The organism is Paenibacillus sp. BK720 (assembly GCF_011761545.1).
In the GTDB taxonomy this organism is placed as follows: domain Bacteria; phylum Bacillota; class Bacilli; order Paenibacillales; family Paenibacillaceae; genus Pristimantibacillus.
The window spans coordinates 12,817-29,080 of the sequence record NZ_JAASRQ010000004.1 but is presented as its reverse complement, the minus strand read 5'-3'; the positions used below and the strand labels follow the sequence as shown (position 1 = coordinate 29,080).

The 16,264-nt window shown below is 51.8% G+C and carries 13 protein-coding genes; 12 read left to right on the top strand and 1 reads right to left on the bottom strand.

What is annotated here, in order from left to right:
* Nucleotides 1-74 precede the first annotated feature (74 nt).
* Nucleotides 75-1,478 (top strand): polysaccharide deacetylase family protein, encoded by a 1,404-nt coding sequence (locus tag FHT67_RS15770; protein WP_167199792.1) that lies wholly within the window; start codon nucleotides 75-77, stop codon nucleotides 1,476-1,478.
* Nucleotides 1,479-1,985: 507 nt separating this feature from the next.
* Here the strand turns inward: FHT67_RS15770 and ilvD are convergent.
* Nucleotides 1,986-3,656 carry a dihydroxy-acid dehydratase gene (gene ilvD, locus FHT67_RS15765; RefSeq protein ID WP_132307998.1) on the bottom strand — a complete coding sequence of 557 codons (1,671 nt, stop codon included), beginning with the start codon at nucleotides 3,654-3,656 and terminating at the stop codon, nucleotides 1,986-1,988.
* Between the two features lie 243 nt (nucleotides 3,657-3,899).
* Between ilvD and FHT67_RS15760 the strand changes: the two genes are divergently transcribed.
* The 11 genes from FHT67_RS15760 (at nucleotide 3,900) to ureG (ending at nucleotide 16,264) form a co-directional block, all read left to right on the top strand.
* Nucleotides 3,900-5,552, top strand: a complete 1,653-nt coding sequence (locus FHT67_RS15760) for a response regulator (protein ID WP_167199790.1) — start codon at nucleotides 3,900-3,902, stop codon at nucleotides 5,550-5,552.
* Nucleotides 5,549-7,309: a cache domain-containing sensor histidine kinase gene (locus FHT67_RS15755; protein WP_167199787.1), complete on the top strand. Its 1,761-nt coding sequence runs from the start codon at nucleotides 5,549-5,551 to the stop codon at nucleotides 7,307-7,309. Before FHT67_RS15760 ends, FHT67_RS15755 begins: the two co-directional genes overlap by 4 nt.
* A complete protein-coding gene (locus tag FHT67_RS15750; RefSeq protein ID WP_167199785.1) occupies nucleotides 7,306-8,289 on the top strand; it encodes a substrate-binding domain-containing protein in 984 nt (327 codons plus the stop codon). Before FHT67_RS15755 ends, FHT67_RS15750 begins: the two co-directional genes overlap by 4 nt.
* A 141-nt stretch (nucleotides 8,290-8,430) precedes the next feature.
* Nucleotides 8,431-9,447, top strand: coding sequence for a galactose ABC transporter substrate-binding protein (locus FHT67_RS15745; protein ID WP_132307197.1), 1,017 nt, complete (start codon nucleotides 8,431-8,433; stop codon nucleotides 9,445-9,447).
* Nucleotides 9,448-9,585: 138 nt separating this feature from the next.
* A complete protein-coding gene (locus FHT67_RS15740) occupies nucleotides 9,586-11,103 on the top strand; it encodes a sugar ABC transporter ATP-binding protein (protein WP_132307196.1) in 1,518 nt (505 codons plus the stop codon).
* Between the two features lie 30 nt (nucleotides 11,104-11,133).
* Nucleotides 11,134-12,150: a galactose/methyl galactoside ABC transporter permease MglC gene (gene mglC, locus FHT67_RS15735; protein ID WP_132307195.1), complete on the top strand. Its 1,017-nt coding sequence runs from the start codon at nucleotides 11,134-11,136 to the stop codon at nucleotides 12,148-12,150.
* 254 nt (nucleotides 12,151-12,404) lie between these two features.
* On the top strand, nucleotides 12,405-12,710 hold the full coding sequence (locus FHT67_RS15730) for an urease subunit gamma (RefSeq protein WP_167199783.1): 306 nt from the start codon (nucleotides 12,405-12,407) through the stop codon (nucleotides 12,708-12,710).
* 28 nt (nucleotides 12,711-12,738) lie between these two features.
* Nucleotides 12,739-13,107, top strand: a complete 369-nt coding sequence (locus tag FHT67_RS15725; RefSeq protein WP_132307193.1) for an urease subunit beta — start codon at nucleotides 12,739-12,741, stop codon at nucleotides 13,105-13,107.
* Nucleotides 13,104-14,816, top strand: coding sequence for an urease subunit alpha (ureC, locus tag FHT67_RS15720; protein ID WP_167199780.1), 1,713 nt, complete (start codon nucleotides 13,104-13,106; stop codon nucleotides 14,814-14,816). The genes FHT67_RS15725 and ureC overlap by 4 nt, the downstream gene beginning before the upstream one ends.
* Nucleotides 14,817-14,858: 42 nt before the next feature.
* Nucleotides 14,859-15,524 carry an urease accessory protein UreF gene (locus FHT67_RS15715; RefSeq protein ID WP_243867251.1) on the top strand — a complete coding sequence of 222 codons (666 nt, stop codon included), beginning with the start codon at nucleotides 14,859-14,861 and terminating at the stop codon, nucleotides 15,522-15,524.
* A gap of 26 nt (nucleotides 15,525-15,550) precedes the next feature.
* Complete coding sequence (gene ureG / locus FHT67_RS15710) at nucleotides 15,551-16,264, top strand: urease accessory protein UreG (RefSeq protein ID WP_167199777.1); 714 nt, start codon at nucleotides 15,551-15,553, stop codon at nucleotides 16,262-16,264.

The window sequence follows — 16,264 nt, the reverse complement described above, 5'->3', positions numbered from 1 at the left end:
CCTATAATTAATGCTCATATGGTACAATTAAAGGTATCGTGTTTATAACTTTCATAAACGGTGGGGAATACAAAATGTTACAATTGCTGCTTTGGGCATTTTACTTCTTGTCCTTGTATGCCTTTATCCCTGCGCTTATCAGCCGTGTTTTCGGATTTCGTGTATTCAAGAAAGGCCGTGTCACAAGCGAGATCGCTTTAACGTTCGATGATGGTCCGGATCCTGAATATACGCCCCAGCTGCTTGATCTGCTTGCCCGTTATAAGGCGAAAGCCACGTTTTTCGTAGTAGGCTCACATGCAGAGAAGCATCCGGAAATTCTGCGGAGAATGCAAGAGGAAGGTCATGTCGTCGGTATTCATAATTATGTTCATAAAACCAACTGGTTTATGAGGCCAAAGACCGTTCGCGCCCAGATCGATCGTACCTCAGACGTAATACGGGAGGCCATAGGAATCCGTTCCGCTTTTTATCGGCCGCCTTGGGGGATCGTTAACGTATTCGATTTCATGAACCGCCATAAAATGCAAATCATTTTGTGGTCGGCCATTTTTGGCGATTGGAACGTTAAGCTTGGCGCAGAGCGACTTAAGCAAAAAATGATGAAAAAGATGCATCCCGGAGAAGTATTGCTGCTGCACGACTGCGGACGCACGCCGGGAGCGGATCCAACAGCACCGGTCAATATGCTGATTGCTCTTGAAGCTTACATGGAAGAAGCGACGAAGCGTGGCTTTCGGTTTGTCGGCATAGCGGAGATGATGAAATTGACAGAGAGAACGCCGAAACGGTCTGTGTTGAAGAACGCGCTGGTTGGAGCATGGCTGCTCTACGAGAAGCTGTACCACGTTGTTTTCCGGCTGAAAAACGTCGGGGGAGCAGACTCGGCCTTTCATTACCGAGTTATCAAATATCATGGTGAGCCCATTAAGCTGGCGGATAACGGCTTCTTGAAGAACGGCGACAAGATTGTCGAGCTGCATTTCGACAACAAAATGCTTTCTTCGATTGCTTTGCAGTCGGGTTCTCCGTTAGCGACGGGAATTCGGCTGCTCCGGGAAATGGAACAGGCATTGCCGGTTTTGGCGAGAACGCTCGCTAAGGACCCTGAGGTCGAAGGCGTGCGAGCGGTCTATGGCGTGACCATGATCCATCGCGGCGCGGACCGGTTAGGCTTCCAGGTGGAGCCGCTTCCGGAAGGCATGTTCGCGCGGTCAACCCGGATATACTTGAAAATTCTTACAAGCGTTCTTACCAATAAGCAGCGCAATGCAAGAGGCAAAGCAAAGCGGGATTCCATCAAGCCCCATATGCTGTTGATGCCGCTGGAGCAGCTTCTTATGTTCGCCGTAAACGGTGCGCATGCCTCCTCGACCAAACCAGTAAAGCTTCATCAAGAAGTGGCCGCCGCAAAATCGGCTCCTTCCCCAGAAAATTCGGATGCTTCCGAACTGGACAGCAACCCATCAGTTATTTAACAGAAGCCGGGCAGTCAATGACTGCCTGGCTTTTTTGTCCCTTTTTCTTCTACCCTAACCTAGCCCAAACGCAGCTATTGTAGAGCTATAGCATGAACTAGAAGATCTGATGCAAATGTTACTGGAACGACTACCGTTAGGAGGCGTTGAGTGTTTAGGGTGGTTGGATTGGGTTGGTTCTCCGACAGGGAGGCGCAACAGCCTGATATTCACCTGTGCCCGGGTCATCAGGCACATTACACTCTCCCCCAGGGAGCAGAATGTGGAGTCAGCGACGTCGCCTCTGCTGCTGCCGTTTGCTCCAACGGAGCAGACGTATATCTCTGGAGAAGCGGAGCGTTCGCCTTTGGTTACCGGATTCCAACTTTGCTAAAAGTTGAATCAGAGGAATCCGGAACCAACAGCGATCGGAAGAGATATACGTCTGCGGAGTGCTGTGGCGCTACAAAACAAACCAAAAAATAAGAAAAGCAGCCCCCAAAGGAGCTGCTCCACAATTTCTGCGAACTACATCTTCATTACGCCGCCCGTACTAGCATTCGTAACAAGGTGCGAGTAGCGAGCCAGGTAGCCGCGTTTGATTTTCGGTTCGAAGCCAGGCCATGCGGCACGGCGTTTTTCCATCTCTTCGTCGCTGATGAGAAGGTTAATTCCACGGTTGTTCATATCAAGTTCAATGATGTCGCCGTCTTGAACGAAGGCGATCGGACCGCCTTCTGCCGCTTCCGGAGATACGTGGCCGATGCTGATGCCGCGGGATGCGCCGGAGAAACGACCGTCGGTGATCAGGCCGACTTTAGTGCCAAGACCCATGCCGACGATTTGCGAAGTTGGAGCAAGCATCTCTGGCATGCCAGGACCGCCTTTAGGACCTTCGTAGCGGATAACGACTACATGACCTTCTTTCACTTTGCCGCCGGCGATGCCGGCAAGTGCATCGTCTTGGGAGTCGAAGCAGATCGCTGGACCTTTATGGTAGCCGCCAACCGATTTGTCAATAGCGCCGACTTTAACGATCGAGCCGCCTGGAGCCAGGTTGCCGAACAATACAGCCAAGCCGCCGCGTTCGCTATGCGGGTTATCGATCGTGCGGAGAACATCTGTATCTAGGATTTCACAGCCTTCAACATTCTCCCGAAGGGTTTTACCAGTAACAGTTATACGTGAACCATCCAATGCGCCATCTTTTTTGAGCAGCTCATTAAGAACGGCGCTTACGCCGCCTGCAACATGAACATCTTCGATGTGGTAATCGGATGCTGGAGCAATTTTAGCAAGATGCGGAACGCGTTCTGCAATTTCGTTAATGCGTTCGATTGGATACTCGATACCGGCTTCATGCGCAATAGCAAGCGTATGAAGAACGGTATTTGTAGAACCGCCCAAAGCCATATCAAGAGCAAATGCGTTGTCGATTGTTTCTTTTGTCACGATATCACGTGGTTTGATGCCAAGTTCGATCAGTTTCATCAGCTGGCGAGCCGATTCTTTAACGAACTCTTTACGCTCGGGCGATACAGCAAGGATCGTACCGTTACCTGGCATTGCAAGGCCAAGACCTTCTGCCAGACAGTTCATCGAGTTTGCAGTAAACATGCCGGAGCAAGATCCGCAAGTCGGACAACCGAATTGTTCCAATTCAGTAAGACCTACTTCATCAATTGTGCCAGCGATATATTGGCCTACGCCTTCAAATACGCTAGTCAGGGAGATTGCACGGCCGTCGGATGTTCTGCCGGCTTTCATTGGTCCGCCGCTTACGAGCATGGTTGGGATGTTAACACGAAGGGCACCCATCATCATGCCAGGCGTAATTTTGTCGCAGTTAGGAATGCAGACCATACCGTCGAACCAGTGCGCGTTAACTACTGTTTCTATGGAGTCCGCAATAATCTCGCGGCTAGCAAGGGAATAACGCATCCCGATGTGACCCATCGCGATTCCGTCGTCTACGCCGATTGTATTGAATTCGAACGGCACGCCGCCCGCTTCGCGAATTGCTTCTTTAACCAGTTTGCCGAACTCCTGCAAATGGACATGACCCGGAATGATATCGATATAGGAGTTACAAACCGCGATAAACGGTTTGCCGAAATCTTCTTCTTTTACGCCTGCTGCCCGCAGAAGACTGCGGTGAGGTGCGCGGTCAAATCCTTTTTTGATCATGTCTGATCTCATTTTCTTAGGCGCCATGCTAGTCCCTCCCATGTAATGTCATACCTTTGAGTTTATCATATCGGACAAACATTGGCTACAAGAGCAGAAGCCGTGAATGGTCGTAAATGCTTGTAAAACAGAGCAAATTAGGCTTATTATGGTCATTACGCTTTTACTGCCTACAATTTTCGATAAATTTAATGTTATCGTCTTTTTATTTGTGGCAAAATGAGTACTGGTTTGATGAAGGAGGAAACAGACGTCATGTATAAACTTCTGCTTGTTGATGACGAACCGGAAGTAACGGAAGGCCTCATGATGGAGATTGACTGGGAGAGCTGCGGCTTCTCTGAGGTGAAGACCGCCGGGAACGGGAAAGAAGCGACGGAGCTTGTTGAAAAAATGGAGCCGGATGTGCTCATTACCGATATTAGCATGCCCTATATGAACGGCCTCGAGCTTGCCGATTGGGTAAAAAAAATGTATCCCATTACCCGTGTCGTCATTCTGACCGGGCATGACGAATTTGAATATGCCAAGCAGGCCATTAATCTGCAGGTGGAGGCTTACGTGCTTAAGCCGTTCTCGGGGAGCCAGTTGACGGAAACGGTGCTTCAAGTGAAGCGCCGGATGGATGAAGAGAGGGAGATGCGCAACAACGTCGAGCTCTTGCAGGAGCATTACCGCATGACGCTGCCGATCGTCCGCGAAAAGTTCCTGTCTTCCTTAATAACGAGGCATCAGTCGCTGGCAAGCATCCGGGAAAAAGCGGATAAATACGGCATGGAGCTGGAGGGCGAAGGTTATGTGGTCTCGGTAATCTCCGTACTCCATTCGGACAAGCCGGAAGAGGAGCTTGACCCTCTTCATGCGGTCTCCTCGATCAAGGATCTTGATCTGAAGCTGTTTTCCATTACGAACATCGCAAGCGAGATCTGGTCCAGACACAAACTGGGCAGAGTGTTTATTCACCAGGACCAGGTTGTCCTGTTTACGGTTAGCACAGGGGGCCAGGACGAAGAAGTAATGGAGGCTACCCAGGACGCGTTGAAAGAAATTTTGCAGAGCATTGAAAGATTCCTGAAGCTTCCCGTCATGATTGGAGTCGGGAGGTTTACCCGGGATATCCGCGGCTTGAAGTATTCGTATGAAGCGGCGGAGGTGGCGCTCGATTACCGCAGAATTCTCGGAATCAACCAAATTATTTGCATCGACGATATGGAAGAACGCGTGCAGGAGAGGCTGATCTTTGACGAGTGGAAGGAGCAGAATCTCGTCCGGTCCATCAAGGTGGGGACTGAGCAGGAGCTGACCGATGTCATCGATGAGCTCTTTGACGATCTCGCGCGCGTGCAAGCGCCGGTGCCGGTGCATAACTTCGAGCATTATCTGCTGGAAATGGTAACGGCTATTATCAAGCTTTCCAAAATGATCGACGACGGTACGGACAAGGACCCTATCTTTGCGGTTGGCATATTGGATCAATACCAGAAGCTGAATACGCTGAACGAGACAAAAGCCTGGTTCACGGAGCTGTGCGGCAAGGTGCGCAGCCGGATTGCAAGCCGCAGGCAGCATTCGTATAAGCATATCGTAGAGGAAGCGATTCAATTTACGAAAAGCCATTTCAACGACCGCGAGCTCTCGATAAACGTCGTCTGCACTCATCTTCATATTAGCACGGGCTATTTCAGCAGCTTGTTCAAGAAGGAAGTGAAGATGACCTACGGCGCTTACCTCCTGCAGCTTCGCATGGAAGCGGCGAAGGAATACCTGAGAACGACCGATCTGAAGACCTTCGAGATTGCGGAGAAGGTTGGCTTCGCCGACCCGAACTATTTCAGTCTTTGCTTCAAGAAATACGCTGGAGTATCCGCCAAGGAATACCGAAGCGGCTTAACGGAGTCTTCCAGATGAAGAGCGGGAGCAGCAAAAGCATCCAATACATTTTGTCCGTCTCCCTCATCTTATTCTCGGTCTTTATTATTATCGTCGTCAGCACGGTGCTGTACAGCCGGTTTGCCGCTACGGCGGAGGAGAACGCCTTCCGCAATTCGCAGCAGATTGTCGATCAGGTCAGCTACAGTCTGGAAAATAACGTGCAGGCAACGTCCGACCTGTTCAACATGATGTACCATACCATCACGCAGAGCGGCGACGTGGACTCGGAGAGTCTGCACCGGCAGCTGGCGACAATGATGTCTACCCGCGCGGATACGGTCTCGCTAGCCCTGTTTGATGATAAGGGACAGCTTGTTATGGATCTTCCGGCCGTCGAGATGAAGAAGGCGCTTGATGTAACAAGCGAAAGCTGGTTCCAAAGCGCGCTGGATACGCCGGGCCATCTATCCATCTCGCTGCCGCATGTGCAGAACCTGTACAAGGAGCAGTTCAGATGGGTCGTTTCGCTCAGCAAGAGTATTACGATTATCCATAACGGCAAGCCCATCCAAGGCGTTCTGCTGCTGGACGTTAACTTCAACACGATTGACGAGCTTTCCGACAGGGTTAGTCTAGGCGAGAAGGGCTATGTTTACATTCTGGACGAGTCGGCCGGCAACATTGTTTACCACCCCCAGCTGCAGCTTATTTACGCGGGGCTAAAAAACGAGAACGTTGAGCTTGCACTCAAACATACGTATGGCAGCTATATCGACAAAACGTCCAGCGCTCCCAAAATCATCAGCGTTCAGACGATCGGCAACGTAGGCTGGAAGGTTGTAGGCGTATCCTACAGGAATGAAGCCATGACCTCCATTTCGGAGCTGAACAGATCCATGTTTCAGCTTCTTCTTGCTTTAATTTTTATTGTTGTGCTGCTGTCGAGCATCGTCTCGCGGCGGATATCAAAGCCCATCAAGCAGCTGGAGCTGTCCATGAAAAATGTGGAGCATGGCCATTTCGAGCAGACGGCCATAGGAGAAGGACCGCTCGAGGTCCGGCAGCTGGCTGACCGGTTTAACATTATGATCGGCACGATCAAGAAGCTGATGAAGCAGATCGTCACCGAGCAGGAGAGCAAACGTACCTATGAGCTTGAGGCTTTGCAGGCCCAGATTAACCCGCATTTTCTATACAATACCCTGAATTCGGTTGTGCGCATGGTCGGGATGAACAAGAACGAGGAAGTGACCACGATGATTACCTCCTTATCGAGGCTCTTCAGAATTAGTCTTGGCAAAGGGAAAAGCGTCATTACGATAGCCGATGAGCTTGAGCATGCCCGGAACTACCTCGTTATTCAGCAGATGAGGTTTAAGAACAAGTTCGATTTTTCGATTGAGGCGGATGAGGAAGTCTTGACTTACGCCACTCTGAAGCTAATCGTTCAGCCCCTCATTGAGAACGCTCTTGTCCACGGTATCGAGCCTTCGGTTGATAAAGGTCATATTCGGATTAACGCTAAGCTGGACGGCCGGGATATCGTGATTGAAGTAAGGGACAACGGTCTTGGCATGAGCGAGGAGCGGCTGAAGCAGGTGAACGACGGTCAAGTGACCAGCTCCAAGGGCTCGGGAGTGGGCGTGATGAACGTGCAGGAGCGGATCCGTTTGTTTTACGGACCGACGTATGGCCTGCGGTTCGAAAGCGAGCTTGAGGAAGGGACGACCGTTACGATTCGTTTCCCGGCGATGGAATTGAAGCAGGCGGAAGGGAGGGAGCAGGGGGAATGAGCCGGAGACAAAGAATGATTGTTGGCATACTGCTAGCGGTTTCTGCCCTGGCTCTCCTGATTTCGGCGTTTAACCCCGGATTTCTGGAGAGGAAGAAGAAGCCTTCCGATATCGCCATTCAAGTTATTTTGCGGTCAAGCGAGGGCGATTACTGGGAAAATGTCATGCTTGGCGCACAAGCTGCGGTCAAGGAATTCGGCATTACGATGTATACGACCGCTTCGTACGATGAGACGGATGCTGACGGGCAGATGCAGGCCGCAAGGCAGGCGCTTGCAGCAAAGCCGGATGCGATTGTGCTTGCCGCCAGCGATGACGAGCTGTTTGCCCCATTCCTGAAAGAAGCGGCCGAACGGCATATTCCGGTTATTGCCATCGACAGCGTGCTCACTTCGGGGAAGACGAGATCGTATATCGGCATGGACAACTACGAGGCGGGCGGGGAAGCACTCCGCGAATTGGCCGAACAGCTCGGAAGGCAAGGCGAAATCGCCATAGTCTCCCATGCGGCAGGAGGGATTAACGGCAGGCTTAGAGCCCAGGGGATTATTGATGCTGCCGCCAGATATCCGAATATCCGCATTGTCGACCAGGTGCCATGCAGCGGCGATCATGACGTTTGCAGCAACGCCGTAGCAGTGGAGCTGCATAAGCGTCAGCTGGACGGCATCATTGCGCTAAATACGGAAGCCTCGATTGGCGCGGCGAAGGAGCTGAGGAACGAGCAGGCAGCCGACCGGATCAAGCTTATCGGCTTTGACAGCTCGCCGGAGCTGCTGGAGCTGCTGCAGGAGAATCAGCTTCAGAAGCTTATCGTACAAAATCCTTTCAGTATGGGGTATCTCGGCATGAAATATGCAATGGAAGCCGCCCTTGGTCATAAAGTCCCATCCCGTGTCGAGATTCGAAACAAGCTGATCGACAAGAAAAACATGTTCTGGAAGGACAACCAGAAGCTGTTGTTCCCTGTCGTGCAATGATTAGAAACTGATGAGAATATTAATAAAAAAGATGAGAATATTAGATTCGAATCCATTTCAAATTTCGACATAATAAGGATGCAGCAAGCAAACAATACGGCAAGCTCGCATTACTTAATTCACTCGGGGGGTATTACAGAGATGAAAAAATGGACAGTGGCTCTCGTTGCGGGAGCAATGGCACTTACGGCAGCAGGTTGCTCGAACTCGAATAACGGCGGTTCCGGCGGCGGAAGCCTTCCTAAAACGGGTGTGGCGATTTACAAATTTGACGACACATTTATGAGCGGCGTGCGCAACGCGATCAGCAAAGCGGCTGAAGGCAACGTGAAGGTCGATATCGTTGACAGCCAGAATTCCCAGCCGACTCAGAACGATAAAGTTGACTTGTTCATCACGAAAAAAGTAAAAGCAATGGCGATTAACCCGGTTGACCGTACGGCAGCTGGCGTTATCATCGACAAAGCGCAAAAAGCCGACATTCCGGTCGTATTCATCAACCGCGAGCCGCTGGCAGACGATCTGGCGAAATGGGACAAAGCGTTCTTCGTAGGCGCGAAAGCGGAAGAGTCCGGCACAATGGAAGGCGAAATCATTGCCGACTACTGGAAATCGCATCCTGAAGCCGACAAAAACGGCGACGGCGTTCTGCAGTACGTTATGCTGAAAGGCGAGCCGGGCCACCAAGATGCCGAGCTTCGCACGAAGTTCTCCGTACAAGCTATCGAAGACGCTGGCATCAAGGTTCAAAAGCTGGCGGAAGATACAGCAATGTGGGACCGCGTTAAAGGCCAAGAGAAAATGGCAGCCTTCCTTGGTTCCCATGGCGACAAGATCGAAGCGGTTATCGCAAACAACGATGACATGGCTCTTGGCGCAATCGAGGCTCTGAAAGCGGCTGGCTACTTCAAAGGCGACAAGAAAATGCCGGTTGTAGGCGTTGACGCAACGGACCCTGCCATGCAAGCTCTGAAAGACGGCACGATGCTTGGTACGGTTCTGAACGATGCCGAAAACCAAGGCAAAGCAACCGTTATGCTGATGAAGGTTCTGGCAGCAGGCGAAACGCCTACGAAAGAAAACACGGGCTACGACATCACGGACGGCAAGTACGTTTGGATCCCTTACCAAAAGGTAACGCAAGAGTCCGCGAAGTAATCGCATAGACACGAACACCGCATCAGAAAAATAAAAATAACGAAACAAAACAGGGAGCGACAACCGCACTTCCGTCGCCCCCTGTTTTTTTTGTACCTTGCTTCTTGGATGGGAGCCGGATTAAAGGAGGCTATATTAATGGCAGAGCAGCATCCTTATTTGCTTGAGATGAACAATATTACGAAGACGTTCCCTGGCGTTAAAGCGCTTGACAACGTAACGCTGAAGGTTCGGCCGGGTACGGTTCACGCCTTGATGGGCGAGAACGGCGCGGGCAAATCAACACTAATGAAATGCTTGTTCGGGATTTATCATCCGGACGCGGGCGAGATTTTCCTCGATGGACAAAAGGCAGACATTAAAAGCTCGAAGGACGCCCTGAACAGCGGCGTATCCATGATTCACCAGGAGCTTCATCCGGTGCCTCAGCGCAGCGTGATGGAGAACATTTGGCTTGGCAGATTTCCGATGACGGGCGTTCGTCCGCTGCGGTTTATTGACCATAAAAAGATGTACAAAGACACAGTCGCCTTGTTTGAAGATTTGAACATGGACATTGATCCGAACCAGCTTGTCGGCGAATTGTCGGTGTCCAAAATTCAATCGCTCGAAATTGCGAAAGCCGTGTCGTTCAACTCGAGAGTCATCGTCATGGACGAGCCTACTTCTTCCTTGACGGGCAACGAGGTTGAGCAATTGTTCGCGATAATTAACAAGCTGCGTGCACGCGGCGTAGCCATTATTTATATTTCCCACAAAATGGAAGAGATCTTGCGGATCTCGGATGACGTAACGATTATGCGCGACGGCAAATATATCGGCACTTGGGAATCCAAGGAGCTGACGATCGACATGATCATTCAGCGGATGGTCGGCCGCGATTTGTCCGAACGTTTCCCTGAGCGTACAAACGTACCTGGGGAAGTGATGATGAAGGTCGAAGGCCTGACGTCCATTAATCCAAAATCCTTCAAAGACGTAAGCTTCGAGCTTCGCAAAGGCGAAATTCTTGGTGTTGGCGGCCTTGTCGGCGCTCAGCGTACGGAATTGATCGAAGCTTTGTTCGGACTTCGTTCCGTGAAATCCGGCGCGATCTACAAAGACGGCAAGCAAATTACGATCAAATCACCGATCGATGCGAAAAAGCATAAGATTGCGCTATTGACGGAGGAACGACGCGTAACCGGTATTTTCCCGGTGCTCAACATTACCGAGAATACGGCGATCGCCAACCTTGGTTTGTACAAAGGGCCGTTTGGCCTCTTGAACGAATCGAAAATGCGCGTTGAAGCGAAAAAAGGCGTCGAGAAGTTCAGAACCAAAACGCCTTCGGTCAACCAGCTGATCCGCAACCTGTCGGGCGGTAACCAGCAGAAGGTGCTTCTCGCCCGCTGGCTGTTGACGGATCCGGACATTCTGCTGCTGGACGAGCCGACACGCGGCATCGATATCGGCGCCAAATACGAGATTTACCAGATCATTATCGATCTTGCGAAGCAAGGGAAGAGCATCATTATGATTTCGTCTGAAATGCCGGAGCTTATTGGTATGTCGGACCGGATTATGGTTATGTCGGAGGGCCGCGCAACGGGTATCCTCGACGGCAAAGACGCGACAGAACAAAGCATTATGAGGCTGGCCGCTCAGACGGGCTAATGATGAGGATTTGAAGGAGGATTAACACTCATGGAAGCTACAAAAGGTTCAAGAGCTAGAAGTATGTTTTCACAAAACGCGATCTGGATCGTTCTGATTCTTCTTATCGCTGCGATAACCATCATGGACACGAATTTCTTGTCCGTTACGACATTCCGGGATATGCTCGTTCAATCGTCGACGCGTCTAATCATCGCGCTAGGCGCTGCGTTTATCCTGATTACGGCCGGAACGGACTTGTCGGCCGGCCGCGTGGTAGGCTTGACGGCGGTTGTATCCGCATCGATGCTGCAAAGCGCGGATTACGCGAACAAGTTTTTCCCGAACCTGCCGCATCTGCCATTGATTCTTCCGATCCTAATCGCGGTCGTTGTAGGTCTCATTGTCGGCTTGATCAACGGCATTATCGTTTCGAAGTTTAATGTTCCGCCGTTTATCGCAACGCTGGGTACCATGGTTGCCGTATACGGCGCGAACTCCCTGTACTTCGATATGCCTCCTAACCAATCGCAGCCAATCGGCGGTCTTCGCAAAGATTTCTCCGATCTTGGCACGGGTTCCATCGGCAGCGGTGACTGGTCTCTGCCTTACATCGTATTGATCGCGATCTTTGTCGCGTTTATCGTATGGGTTGTCTTCAACAAAACAACGCTTGGCAAAAACATGTACGCGATCGGCGGCAACATTCAAGCCGCTCACGTATCCGGTATTAATGTAGCCAAATGCCTCATGTGGATTTACGGTATCGCAGGCGCTCTGTACGGCCTTGCCGGCGTTCTTGAGGCAGCGCGTACGGGCGGCGCGACAAACAACTACGGTAACATGTACGAGCTTGACGCGATCGCAGCCTGCGTAGTCGGCGGCGTGTCCACGACAGGCGGCGTTGGCCGGGTGAAAGGCGTTATCGCGGGCGTATTGATCTTTACGGTAATCAACTACGGTCTGACTTACATCGGCGTGAGCCCTTACTGGCAGCTGATCATCAAGGGTGCAATCATCGTGGTTGCCGTAGCATTCGATATCCGTAAATATGTAGCGAAGAAATAGTTCAAATATTTGCGACGAGAACCCGCAGGGACGTGCTTACATAAAGCGCGTAACCTGCGGGTTCTTTTTATTTTTGACAAAAAAACCATGGATACGACGTGGATATGTCATGTAAAGGTGAGATATGTCGAATTAAAAGGAGTTTATTCATTGGTGACGATCATTAATATGTCATATTACCTAACATAATTCCATTTACTTCAAACAGGCGGCTGTCTATAATGAAACTAATACATTTGGGAGAGGTGGTAAGCATGCAACTGACGGAACGCGAGAAGGAGAAGCTTCTTATTACCATAGCAGCAGATTTGGCCAGAAGACGGTTGAACCGGGGAGTTAAGCTGAATTATCCGGAAAGCGTAGCGCTCATTACCTCCGAGATTATGGAGGGCGCCCGTGACGGCAAGACCGTAGCGGAGCTAATGGAATACGGAACCAAGGTGTTGAGGCGTGAAGATGTCATGAGCGGGATTCCGGAAATGATCCATGAGGTTCAGGTAGAGGCTACCTTCCCGGACGGAACAAAGCTTGTGACGGTCCACCACCCCATCTCCGGCTAGTCTGACGGTGCCAAGGAGGAATGCTTAAGTGATACCGGGAGAATACCGGGTTACGCCCGGTTCCATCGTGCTTAATGCCGGACGCCGGACAGTAAAAGCGATCGTTGCGAATACAGGCGACCGCCCCGTTCAGGTAGGCTCGCATTTTCATTTTTTTGAAGTAAACCGGGCATTATCGTTTGACCGCGAAGCGGCTTTTGGCATGCGTCTTCATATTCCCGCCGGAACGGCGATCCGGTTCGAGCCGGGGGAGGAAAAGCCGGTCACGCTGGTTGAGCTTGGCGGTTCCAAGCTGTCCTACGGGTTAAACGGACTATCCCAAGGGAAGGCGGAGGCGGGCAAGCTGCCGGAGGAAGTCCGGGCGCGTCTTAACGCATGGGAAGGAGAAGGCGGATGAGCGTCATTGACAGGCATAGATACGCGGCCATGTTCGGCCCAACGACAGGAGATGCGGTAAGGCTGGCGGATACCGAGCTATGGGCTGAGATCGAGAAGGATTATACCGTTTACGGCGACGAGTGCAAATTTGGCGGCGGTAAGGTCATCCGTGACGGCATGGGGCAATCAAGCGGCGCTCTAAGGGATGAAGGCGTGCTGGATACTCTAATAACAAACGCTGTTATTATCGATCATTGGGGGATTGTGAAGGCGGATATCGGGATTAAAGACGGCTTTATCGTCGGGATTGGCAAAGCAGGCAATCCGGACATTATGGACGGGGTTACGCCGGGCATGATCGCAGGGGCAAGCACGGAAATTATTGCGGGCGAAGGGAAGATGGTTACGGCCGGCGGCGTGGATGCGCATATTCATTTCATTTGTCCCCAGCAGATCGAGACGGCGCTTTCCTCCGGGGTTACTACGATGATTGGCGGCGGTACCGGGCCGGCAACGGGAACCAATGCGACAACCGTTACCCCGGGTGCCTGGCATATGCGCAGAATGCTGGAAGCGGCGGAGCATTTTCCGATGAACCTGGGCTTTACGGGCAAAGGAAATGCTTCGTTTACGGCTCCTTTAATTGAACAGATTGAGGCGGGAGCCATTGGGCTGAAGCTTCACGAAGACTGGGGAACCACTCCCGCGGCGATCGACGCATGCCTGAAGGCTGCCGACCGCTACGATATTCAGGTGGCCATTCATACGGATACGTTGAATGAAGCGGGATTTGTGGAGGATACGCTGAGAGCGATTGGCGGCCGCACGATTCATACCTACCACACGGAAGGCGCGGGCGGCGGCCATGCGCCGGATATTATCGTAGCGGCTGGGGAATTGAACGTACTCCCTTCCTCCACCAACCCGACAAGGCCTTTTACGATTAATACGATTGAAGAACATTTGGATATGCTGATGGTCTGCCACCATTTGGACAGTCGCATTCCGGAGGATGTGGCCTTTGCGGATTCCAGGATCAGACCGGAGACCATAGCGGCGGAAGATATCCTTCATGATATTGGCGTTTTCAGCATGATCAGCTCGGATTCCCAAGCTATGGGGAGAGTTGGAGAGGTCATTATACGGACATGGCAAACGGCGGATAAAATGAAGCGGCAGCGCGGGCCGTTGTCTCCCGATACGGAAAGCGATAATTTCCGCATAAAGCGTTACGTGGCGAAGTATACGATCAATCCGGCCATCACGCATGGCATTTCGCATTTGGTAGGCTCTGTCGAGGTGGGGAAATTCGCGGATCTGGTGCTCTGGCAGCCGATGTTTTTTGGCGTAAAGCCGGATTTGGTACTGAAGGGCGGAAGCATTGCCTACGCGCAAATGGGCGATCCGAATGCCTCCATTCCAACCCCTCAGCCGGTGTTCGGCCGGCCGATGTTTGCTTCCTTTGGCAAGGCTGTTTACGGCAGCTCCATTACGTTTGTCTCGCAGGCGGCGTTTGACAACGGCATTGATCGGCAGCTTGGACTTCAGAAACGGATCGAGCCGGTGAAGGGCTGCCGGTCGGTTACGAAGAAGGACATGATCCATAATGACGCAACGCCGACGATAAAGGTTGATCCCGAGACCTATAAGGTAACCGTGGATGGCGAGCTTGTGACCTGCGAGCCGGCGGATTCGCTGCCGATGGCTCAGCGTTACTTTTTATTCTAGGAAGGGCGGTGGCTGATGGGGTACTCTGCAGCTTGGCTCGCCATGCAGCAGCTATTGGACTCTGCCCTGCCGATCGGAGGATTTTCCCACTCGTTTGGTCTCGAGACGATGGTTCAGGAAGGGCGGGTCGTTCATAGCGCGCAGCTATATGAGTATGCTTCGGTTATGATGCGGCAAAGCTGGGCGACTTCCGATGCGATGATCATCCGGGCCGTATACAGGGATGCTCCGCATGGGGATTGGAGCAGGCTGTTTGCAGTCGAGCGGCTTGTGCATGTGCAGCGGATTGCGGTAGAGACGAGAGTTGGCATGGAGAAGATGGGGCGGCGTCTGCTGCAGCTTGCGGCTGCCATTCATCCTCAGCTGGATTGGTCTTTATTAAATGAGGCATTACGGCGAAAAGAATGTCAGGCTACCCATCCGCTGGTGCACGGTTATCTATGCTGGCGTCTTGGCGTAGAGGAAGAACGGGCTATTCAAGGCTATTTATACACCTGCGTCGTTACTTGCGTGAATAGCGCTCTAAGGCTGATGTCCATCGGGCAGACCGAAGGCCAATCGCTGATCGCAAGGCTGTCTTTAGGGATAGACGGAGCGACGGAGCTGGCCATGTCGATGCTGCCCGAGGAGGCCTATTCCAATATGCCGATGGCGGAGCTGGCCATGATCCGGCATGAAGGTTTGTATTCGCGTTTATTTATGTCATAACCATAATAGGAAAGCGGGGAATTGCAATGTGCCAAGGTCAAGGTCATACGCATAAGGAATGGGTGAAGCCGGTTATCGACTCTTCGCGTCCGGTCCGGATTGGAATCGGAGGTCCGGTTGGCTCGGGCAAAACGGCGCTGGTGGAGCAGCTGTCACGCGAGCTTTGCGATAAATACAGCTTAGCCGTTATTACGAACGATATTTACACCAAGGAAGACGCAAGAATTCTCGTCAATACGGGAGTGCTTCCCGAGGAACGAATTCTTGGAGTAGAGACGGGCGGCTGCCCGCATACGGCTATCCGGGAGGATGCGTCGATGAACTTCGAAGCCATTGAAGAGCTGCAGAGCAGATTCGAGAAGCTGGACCTGATCTTTATCGAGAGCGGCGGTGATAATCTGGCCGCTGCCTTTAGTCCGGAGCTGGTGGATCTCTTCATCTATATTATCGACGTTGCGCAAGGCGAGAAGATTCCTCGCAAAGGCGGCCCGGGCATTATGCGTTCGGATCTGCTCGTGATTAACAAGATCGATCTTGCCCCGTACGTAGGTGCAAGCCTGGAAGTGATGGATGCGGATTCGAAGCGGATGCGGGGCGATCGTCCGTTTGTCTTCTCCAATATGTTCGGCGGCGATGGGGTAGCCGAAATCGTTGGCTGGCTGGAGCATGAGCTTGCGCATGCGCGTGGCGAGGCGCATACCCATATCGCGCAGCTTGGCTCCATGCCTCATAAGCATTAG

Coding starts and splice junctions, on each gene's coding strand:
- FHT67_RS15770 (WP_167199792.1), top strand. CDS start 75: ATGTTACAATTGCTGCTTTGGGCATTTTACTTCTTGTCCTTGTATGCC.
- ilvD (WP_132307998.1), bottom strand. CDS start 3,656: ATGAGATCAGACATGATCAAAAAAGGATTTGACCGCGCACCTCACCGC.
- ureC (WP_167199780.1), top strand. CDS start 13,104: ATGAGCGTCATTGACAGGCATAGATACGCGGCCATGTTCGGCCCAACG.
- FHT67_RS15755 (WP_167199787.1), top strand. CDS start 5,549: ATGAAGAGCGGGAGCAGCAAAAGCATCCAATACATTTTGTCCGTCTCC.
- FHT67_RS15745 (WP_132307197.1), top strand. CDS start 8,431: ATGAAAAAATGGACAGTGGCTCTCGTTGCGGGAGCAATGGCACTTACG.
- FHT67_RS15750 (WP_167199785.1), top strand. CDS start 7,306: ATGAGCCGGAGACAAAGAATGATTGTTGGCATACTGCTAGCGGTTTCT.
- FHT67_RS15760 (WP_167199790.1), top strand. CDS start 3,900: ATGTATAAACTTCTGCTTGTTGATGACGAACCGGAAGTAACGGAAGGC.
- FHT67_RS15740 (WP_132307196.1), top strand. CDS start 9,586: ATGGCAGAGCAGCATCCTTATTTGCTTGAGATGAACAATATTACGAAG.
- ureG (WP_167199777.1), top strand. CDS start 15,551: ATGTGCCAAGGTCAAGGTCATACGCATAAGGAATGGGTGAAGCCGGTT.
- mglC (WP_132307195.1), top strand. CDS start 11,134: ATGGAAGCTACAAAAGGTTCAAGAGCTAGAAGTATGTTTTCACAAAAC.
- FHT67_RS15730 (WP_167199783.1), top strand. CDS start 12,405: ATGCAACTGACGGAACGCGAGAAGGAGAAGCTTCTTATTACCATAGCA.
- FHT67_RS15715 (WP_243867251.1), top strand. CDS start 14,859: ATGCAGCAGCTATTGGACTCTGCCCTGCCGATCGGAGGATTTTCCCAC.